7 protein-coding genes and 1 riboswitch are annotated in these 8,100 nt (G+C 48.4%); of the genes, 3 read left to right on the plus strand and 4 right to left on the minus strand.

What is annotated here, in order from left to right:
* Window positions 1-306 precede the first annotated feature (306 nt).
* Both KDK18_RS10185 and KDK18_RS10190 read left to right on the plus strand, forming a co-directional pair.
* Window positions 307-1,320, plus strand: a complete 1,014-nt coding sequence (locus KDK18_RS10185; RefSeq protein ID WP_257254791.1) for an LD-carboxypeptidase — start codon at window positions 307-309, stop codon at window positions 1,318-1,320.
* 63 nt (window positions 1,321-1,383) lie between these two features.
* Window positions 1,384-1,490, plus strand: a riboswitch (yybP-ykoY riboswitch).
* Between the two features lie 80 nt (window positions 1,491-1,570).
* Complete coding sequence (locus KDK18_RS10190; protein WP_257254792.1) at window positions 1,571-2,584, plus strand: calcium/sodium antiporter; 1,014 nt, start codon at window positions 1,571-1,573, stop codon at window positions 2,582-2,584.
* Between the two features lie 35 nt (window positions 2,585-2,619).
* Here the strand turns inward: KDK18_RS10190 and nrdR are convergent, their stop codons facing one another.
* The 3 genes from nrdR to KDK18_RS10205 form a co-directional block, all read right to left on the minus strand.
* Complete coding sequence (gene nrdR / locus KDK18_RS10195) at window positions 2,620-3,081, minus strand: transcriptional regulator NrdR (protein ID WP_257254793.1); 462 nt, start codon at window positions 3,079-3,081, stop codon at window positions 2,620-2,622.
* 148 nt (window positions 3,082-3,229) lie between these two features.
* On the minus strand, window positions 3,230-4,483 hold the full coding sequence (gene glyA / locus KDK18_RS10200) for a serine hydroxymethyltransferase (protein ID WP_257254794.1): 1,254 nt from the start codon (window positions 4,481-4,483) through the stop codon (window positions 3,230-3,232).
* Between the two features lie 122 nt (window positions 4,484-4,605).
* Window positions 4,606-5,064, minus strand: a complete 459-nt coding sequence (locus KDK18_RS10205; protein ID WP_257254795.1) for a DUF29 domain-containing protein — start codon at window positions 5,062-5,064, stop codon at window positions 4,606-4,608.
* Between the two features lie 194 nt (window positions 5,065-5,258).
* Between KDK18_RS10205 and ettA the strand changes: the two genes are divergently transcribed.
* Window positions 5,259-6,926: an energy-dependent translational throttle protein EttA gene (ettA, locus tag KDK18_RS10210; RefSeq protein ID WP_257254797.1), complete on the plus strand. Its 1,668-nt coding sequence runs from the start codon at window positions 5,259-5,261 to the stop codon at window positions 6,924-6,926.
* 228 nt (window positions 6,927-7,154) lie between these two features.
* Here the strand turns inward: ettA and KDK18_RS10215 are convergent, their stop codons facing one another.
* Window positions 7,155-7,616 (minus strand): hypothetical protein, encoded by a 462-nt coding sequence (locus tag KDK18_RS10215; protein ID WP_257254796.1) that lies wholly within the window; start codon window positions 7,614-7,616, stop codon window positions 7,155-7,157.
* Window positions 7,617-8,100 lie beyond the last annotated feature (484 nt).

Consider the following 8,100-nt stretch of genomic DNA (forward strand, 5'->3'; position numbering starts at 1 on the left):
ATCTTCTAGTAATAATGCCCAGCATCATAGCCATTCAAACAGCATAAAGAAACAAGCGTTTAAAACTGAGTGATTCATGCATATTAATGAATGGATCAGTCGTTTTTGTCTAAACTAGCGACAGCGGCTTTCAGCCTGTAAGAGGTGTTTCATGGCTAAAAGCAAGCTCATACAAGTAATGAAAGAACCTGGTTAGCGCCCCTCCAAAGACGACATAACCTTTGATAAAACCTGCTGGAAAGGTGAGAAATTCAAAAATAAGTGAGGGGAAGACTCGGAAAACAAGACCTCCTGCTGGAGTAAACTATGAAAAAATTATTATTTATTATTGTATGCTGGCTTATTACCAGCCCTGTATTGGCATTACCAACTATTAAACCGCCCCCTCTGAATAAAGGCGATACCGTTGCCTTCATTTCCAGTGGCTTTCGTGTTAATGACGCTCAGGATGTGCAATTTGCAACAGAGCGACTTCAGGCATTGGGATTGAACGTTATCTACGGTAAAACGATTTTTCAACAGAGCGGATATTTTGCGGGTACTGATCAGGCACGTGCTGCTGATATTAATGACATGTTTGCCAACCCGGAAGTTAAAGCCATCATTGAGTTACGTGGTGGCTGGGGGTCGGCCAGAACACTGGAGTATCTGGACTTTCCTTTAATCAAAAAGAACCCCAAGATTTTTATGGGTTTTAGTGACATTACCACCTTGCTGTTAGCCATCTACCAGAAAACTGGCTTAATAACGTTTCATGGCCCGATGGCTGCGGCTTTTCCCTGGACGCAATACACCGTCAATTATTTGGAGAAAATTCTCTTTCAAGGTAATGCCATTACTATGGGTAACCCGATCATCAAAAGCGATGATTTAACCCGGACTATTGCGCGAATTCAAACTATTCACCCTGGCATTGCCACAGGGGAAATTCTGGGGGGCAACTTATCCGTGTTAGTTTCCATGCTGGGAAGCACCTATTTACCCAGTTTTAAAAATAAAATTCTGTTTTTGGAGGACACAGGTGAAGATGTTTATCAAATTGATCGCATGTTAACCCAATTACAAACTGCCGGTATTTTAAAAGAAATCTCTGGCTTTATTTTTGGTCAATGTACACATTGTAATGCCAAGGTTCCTTATGGCTCTTTCCGCTTGCAGGAAGTGCTGGAACAACATATTTCACCCTTGCAGATTCCAGCCTGGAATGGGGCAATGATTGGCCACCAGGATAATATATTTACCATTGCCGAAGGTGTAAACGTCCGTGTCGACGCGAGTGAGGGCACCATTGAGATGCTAGAGCCTGCTGTTAACCCCTGACCCGGAAATTTCAATCACTGCTTCGGTAATTCCTCTGGATATCGGCCTCTTAACTCAATATACTCACCCATCACTCGGGGGAGTAGCCTGCCTGGCAGACAGCAGGTGTATACGTCAACATCATTGGTCATTCGACTGTGGCGTATACGACAGTGTGGCAACACATTGTTTGGCGAGACTCGGTTGGCAGCACTGGTTTATGAGGGCCTGGTGATTGCTGACTGTGTCAGAAGCCCTCTCACCTATTGATATGATTGAAATTCTTTCCTTTGTTGCCGCTATAGCGGTGGGCTTTGTTGTTCTATCCACCAGCGCTGATCGTTTGATCGAAGTAGCTTCTACCCTGGCCTCTCGACTGGGTATGTCCATTCTCACCATTGGCATGACCATTGTTGCCTTTGGTACTTCAGCACCAGAACTTCTGGTATCGTCTGTTGCCGCACTGGACGGTTCTGCCGGTATTGCCATTGGTAATGCCCTTGGCTCTAACATCATCAATATCGGTCTGGTGCTGGCATTGTGCGGAATTATTTACCCCTTAGTAGTCAGCCGTCGCATTATTACCCGTGAGCTACCGCTTTTAGTGCTGGTCGTCGCTTTCGCAATGGCTCTAATGCTCGATGGCGACCTCAGCCAGATGGACGGCTTTATCCTGGCCGGGGCCCTGCTCGCTTATTGCTACTATCTGGCAAAACATTCCGGTGGTGACAATGAAGATGAAGACGAAGTGGTTATTCTCTCTATTTCTACCGCCCGCGCCGTTGTGGAAAGTCTGGTTCTGCTGGCCTTGCTTATGGGCAGTTCAAAATTGCTGGTTTGGGGTGCCAGTGAACTGGCCCGCTCATTCGGTATCAGTGAAATGATTATCGGCCTTACCGTCATCGCCTTCGGAACCAGTCTGCCAGAAATGGCTGCTGCTTTGGCCAGTGCCCGAAAGGGTCTGTTTGATCTGGTCATGGCCACGGTTATTGGCTCCAATATATTCAACCTGTTGGGGGTTCTGGCTTTTCCCGGGATTCTCAGCGGCGGACTGGCAATTGATTCATCGGTTCTACAGAGAGATGGTCTGGCAATGGCGGGGCTTACTGCGCTTCTGGCGATTTGCATAGTCACCAGTTTGGCAATGGATCGCGACGAAACAAGCTCATCATCCATGACCCTGGGAAGGGTCACTTGCAGCAGAGTACCGCGCTATAAGAGCGCCATTATTCTTGCTGCATTTACCACCTATATGGGTGTGCTGGCCCTCTCTATCATTAGCTGATAAACGAAAACTCTGCACTGAGGTCAGCAATGACCTCAGTGCTTATCAGTCGTCTCCAGTCGTTCAATCTCTTCCCGGAATTCATTCAGATCCTTGAAGTGACGATAAACGGAGGCAAACCGGATGTAGGCGATTTCGTCGAGTTCCCGAAGTTCATGCATGACTTCTTCACCCAGAACCAGAGATTTGATTTCCCGCTCACCGGTGGCCCGGAGCCGAAGCTTGATACGGGTCACTGACTCTTCGATCTGTTCCATGCTGACAGGGCGTTTTTCCAGAGCCTTAGACATGCCCGCACGTAACTTTTCTTCATTGAAGGGTTCACGGGAACCATCTCTCTTGACCAGTCTGGGAATCAACAACTCTGCCATTTCATAAGTCGTAAATCGTTCACTGCAAGTCAAACATTCACGACGACGGCGCACCTGGTTTCCATCTGCCACCAGGCGGGAATCAATGACTTTGGTATCGACAGCGTTGCAAAAAGGGCAGTGCATGGGTAATGGAAACGTTCTTCAGAATGAGTCTTCCATCATAATTCACCCTTGCAGAATTACCAACACTTTGCAGCAATGAAGCGAGAAGTGTGAGAAGCCCACTGACCCGTTTCAGATCAGCGGTCTTCAGTTGAAAAGCAGTCTCAGATTAGCTGTATACAGGCAGACGCTTGCAAATTGCCAGAACATTCACCTTTACATCCGCTACAACCTGCTCATTACCGATGTTTTCCAGTACGTCGCAGATCCACCCCGCCAGAGCAGCGGAATCTTCTTCGTTGAAACCACGGCGGGTAATGGCTGGAGTACCAATACGCAGACCACTGGTGACAAAGGGTGAGCGCGGATCGTTTGGAACCGCATTCTTGTTGACAGTAATGTTAGCTTCACCCAGTGCCGCTTCAGCGTCTTTACCAGTGTACTCTTTACCGATCAGATCCATCAGGAACAGGTGATCGTCGGTACCGCCAGAGACAATTTTGATACCACGCTCAAGCATCACGCGGGTCATCGCCTGAGCATTTCTCACAACCTGCTGCTGGTAAGTCTTGAAGTCATCGGACATCGCTTCCTTGAAGCAAACCGCCTTGGCTGCAATCACATGGCACAGAGGACCACCCTGAGACTCAGGGAATACAGCAAAGTTAAACTTCTTATTCAGCTCTTCATTATCGTTAGCCAAAATCAGGCCGCCACGGGGACCACCCAGTGTTTTGTGAGTAGTTGTCGTGACGACATCGGCAATGCCTACAGGAGACGGGTAAACACCAGCAGCCACCAGGCCAGCCACGTGAGCCATATCGACCAGCAGGTAAGCACCTACCTTGTCGGCAATATCACGGAAGCGCTGCCAGTCCACAACACGGGAGTAGGCAGAGAAGCCTGCAACGATCATTTTTGGCTTGTGCTCATCCGCCAGACGCTCAACTTCCTGATAGTCGATCTCACCGGTTTCAGGGTTCAGTCCGTACTGAACTGCTTCATAAATGCGACCGGAAAAACTGACCTTGGCACCGTGAGTCAAGTGGCCTCCGTGAGCCAGACTCATACCCAGAACCTTGTCACCGGGCTTAATCAGAGCCATGTAGACCGCCGCATTGGCCTGAGAGCCGGAATGAGGCTGAACGTTAGCGTAGCTGGCACCAAACAGCTCTTTAGCGCGATCAATAGCCAGCTGTTCAGTGACATCAACATGCTCACAGCCACCGTAGTAGCGCTTACCCGGGTAACCTTCTGCGTATTTATTGGTCAGGACAGACCCTTGTGCTTCCATCACTCTGGGGCTAGTGTAATTTTCGGAAGCAATCAGCTCGATGTGCTCTTCCTGGCGAACCGTTTCAGCATCGATAGCAGCCTTGAGTTCAGGGTCGAACTCAGCGATGGACATGTCCTTTCTGAACATTAATGATTCCTCGGAATGTTGCCTGTTAATGAGGTTTTTCGGCGACCATTCTAATACACCTGTTCAGGATTTCGTATCGAAAAAGTTTCATGTCAATTTGAGCAAGGCTCATGGGCCCTGACTTAACTTTCCGGCAGCCAGTCCTCAGTCATGATTTGCTCAAAGCTCCAGGGGCACTCAGCCGGGAAATCATCGGGCTTATATTTCATGTCAGCCGCTGCATCCCTCTTTGCAGACCGATAAGCTTTTGGTAAGACCTCATCAATCTTACTGTTTAGGCTGGGGTTATCTTCGAGAAGATCGAGGATGACGCCTCGTTGTTTAGCGACGCTGACCAGCCAGCTCCTGTACCAGTCCGTCATTGTGTGCTGATCGTCTTTTCCGGACTGTATTTGCCATTTGAGCAGGTGCAGGAGCAATTCTTTAGTACAACTGCGTAAAGCCTGATACTGAGCCTTGCCCATATCTTCAATTTCCTCTACCAGGTTGGCAATATCAAGCTCATCAAAGCGTCCTTGCTTAATCAACTCGGCCTGACGATAGGACCAGCTGTAGAAGTCAGTGTCATACAGGTTTTCCATAAAAAATCCTCCATTGCCCTACCACTCTAGGCGTAAACCAGAAGGGAATCAAAATGGACTGCAGTTGCAGGCACCATTGCGGTCGGGATTTTGCCCGAGAGTTTGACATTATTGACAGTAGGTACGAGCATACAGAAAAGCCTCAAAAGTGCTATTATTCCGGGGTTCAGTCAAATCTATTATGGATGCCTAAATTGTCACAATACGTCTACACCATGAATCGGGTGAGCAAGATCGTTCCCCCGAAGCGTCAGATTCTTAAAGACATTTCCCTCTCTTTTTTCCCCGGTGCCAAAATTGGTGTCCTGGGTCTGAACGGTGCCGGTAAGTCGACTCTGCTGCGCATCATGGCCGGTGTTGACCAGGAATTTGATGGTGAAGCCCGTCCGCAACCCAACCTGAAGGTTGGCTATCTGCCTCAGGAGCCTCAACTGACACCCGGTAAAACGGTTCGTGAAGTAGTGGAAGAAGCCCTGGGTGAAATCAAGGAAGCTCAGGACAAGCTGGAAGCGGTTTACGCCGCCTACGCCGAGCCAGATGCCGACTTTGATGCCCTGGCGGCAGAACAGGCCAGACTGGAAAACATTATTCAGGCGGCGGATGCCCACAACCTGGAGCGCAAACTGGACGTTGCTGCCGACGCCTTGCGTCTTCCTGAATGGGACGCTGTCGTAGACAAGCTGTCTGGCGGTGAACGCCGTCGTGTAGCACTTTGTCGCCTGTTGCTCTCCAGCCCCGAAATGTTGTTGCTGGACGAACCTACTAACCACCTGGATGCCGAATCAGTTGCCTGGCTCGAGCGCTTCCTTGTTGAATATCCGGGAACCGTTGTGGCTATTACCCACGACCGTTACTTCCTGGACAACGCAGCGGGCTGGATTCTGGAACTGGACCGTGGTCATGGTATTCCGTGGGAAGGTAACTACAGTGACTGGCTGGAGCAGAAAGAAGCTCGACTTGAACAGGAAAGCAAGCAGCAGGACGCTCATCGTAAAGCAATGCAGCAGGAACTGGAATGGTCACGCTCCAACACCAAAGGTCGTCAGTCTAAATCCAAGGCACGTCTGGCGCGCTTTGAAGAAATGCAGTCACAGGAATTTCAGGCCCGTAACGAAACCAACGAAATCTACATTCCACCTGGCCCGCGTCTGGGCGATAAAGTTCTGGAATTCAATCATGTTTCCAAAGGCTTTGGTGATCGCCTGCTGATCGACGACCTGAGTTTCAGCATTCCCAAGGGCGCTATTGTCGGTATTATCGGTGGTAACGGTGCCGGTAAAACCACACTGTTCAGGATGATTACCGGAGACGAACAGCCTGATTCCGGAACCATTGAACACGGTGAGACGATCAAAATCTCTAATGTTCAGCAGATGCGTGACGAGCTGAAAGATGACAAGACGGTTTTCGAAGCGATCTCCGATGGCCAGGACATCCTGCGCATCAATGGATACGAAATGCAGTCCCGTAAGTATATTGGTCGGTTCAACTTCAAAGGTGGCGACCAGCAGAAACGCGTGGGTGAACTCTCCGGTGGTGAGCGTGGACGACTGCAACTGGCAGCGACACTGAAAGAAGGCGGCAATGTACTACTACTCGACGAGCCCTCCAACGACCTTGATGTAGAAACCCTGCGTGCCCTGGAAGATGCACTTCTGGCTTTCCCGGGCTGCGCCATGGTGATCTCTCACGATCGCTGGTTCCTGGATCGTGTTGCTACTCATATCCTGGCGTATGAAGGCGATTCCAAAGTCACCTTCTTTGAAGGCAACTACACTGAGTACGAAGCCGATCGCAAGGAGCGCCTGGGTGAAGAAGCTGCAGGCCCCCACCGCATCAAATACAAGCGTATTGATGCTTGATTGTCAGACGTTTAGAGCGTAGCTTTCTGGCTACGCTCGCCCCACACCACCGCGTATGAGTCAACACTGCGTGATTCGTACGATTACGCCGCCATTGAGCGAGGGACCTGAAAATAAGTCCACCAGCAATATTAAAAAAACCATCAATATCTGCTTCAGCCGAGCGGCAAAGACCCGGAAAGAACTGGAAGCATTTGTTCTATGTGCTCTCAATTTGTCGACTGCGCGCTAAAAGTTGCTGGCGTCATAGGGCCAGGGAACAAATTTGGCTTTGAACCTATAAAGTTCAGCCATTGGATTTCCAGCGTTGAATAACGGCAGCTTTTCATCAAGTTTATTTGAGTAGTCGATAACACAATCAGTATTGTATCCACTCAGTTGCGAAACCTGTGAAATTATTTCATTTGGATCTGTCGTTCCATCCAACTGTCTTATTAATAGCCCCTCTTCGGAATTTTCGCCTGCGTATATCCTCATCCCCCTCCCTACAATGGAGAATGGTTCATCGGTTCCTAACTCTGTTGCAACCTTTAGTGCTGATCTTAATTTTATATAGTGGACTCTTTTTCCATTAATAGAAATTGGTGGCTTCAACCTGAATTGCTGTTCGTAAAATAGCGATCCTTCATTATTTTCAACACACTCCATTGTCTTCGTTATTGCGAAAGCTCCTGATGACGTGCTCATCATAATAGCTACTGACAATATCAGCCTGAGTCTAAACATCTTCTATACCTTTTTACAAAAAATGTAAGGGTGGTACAGATTCTATTTTTTTCAATAGCAGCTAACGATTCTGTAGAAAAAGAAGATAAGAACAACTGCTTCTGGATTGTTCTCAATCATTGCCTGAACTCACTTTGTATGACTTCACATCACTGCTGACCTATAAAGGTTATTCATTTATGAGGAGGCAGACTTTTCTTTTGATAGCACCCATGCCGCTTTATCCATTGACTCGCTGCGCGCTTCAGCATAGTAATGAGGCAATGGGACAAAAAATCAATCAGCACTTAAGTACCTTTTTCAGGCCCTGAACATTTAATTCTGAGTGAGCGTAGAGCTTTCCAGAGAATAGGCTAATCTTTTCAACTCTGCTGATGAACTCAGGATTGACGACGATGCTTTTTAGGGTACTCAATGGCCTGTCTCTTGGTCTGCTGTCCATTATTAC

The sequence above is a fragment of the Endozoicomonas sp. SESOKO3 genome (assembly GCF_024606255.1).

Coding starts and splice junctions, on each gene's coding strand:
- glyA (WP_257254794.1), bottom strand. CDS start 4,483: ATGTTCAGAAAGGACATGTCCATCGCTGAGTTCGACCCTGAACTCAAG.
- nrdR (WP_257254793.1), bottom strand. CDS start 3,081: ATGCACTGCCCTTTTTGCAACGCTGTCGATACCAAAGTCATTGATTCC.
- KDK18_RS10190 (WP_257254792.1), top strand. CDS start 1,571: ATGATTGAAATTCTTTCCTTTGTTGCCGCTATAGCGGTGGGCTTTGTT.
- KDK18_RS10205 (WP_257254795.1), bottom strand. CDS start 5,064: ATGGAAAACCTGTATGACACTGACTTCTACAGCTGGTCCTATCGTCAG.
- KDK18_RS10185 (WP_257254791.1), top strand. CDS start 307: ATGAAAAAATTATTATTTATTATTGTATGCTGGCTTATTACCAGCCCT.
- KDK18_RS10215 (WP_257254796.1), bottom strand. CDS start 7,616: ATGATGAGCACGTCATCAGGAGCTTTCGCAATAACGAAGACAATGGAG.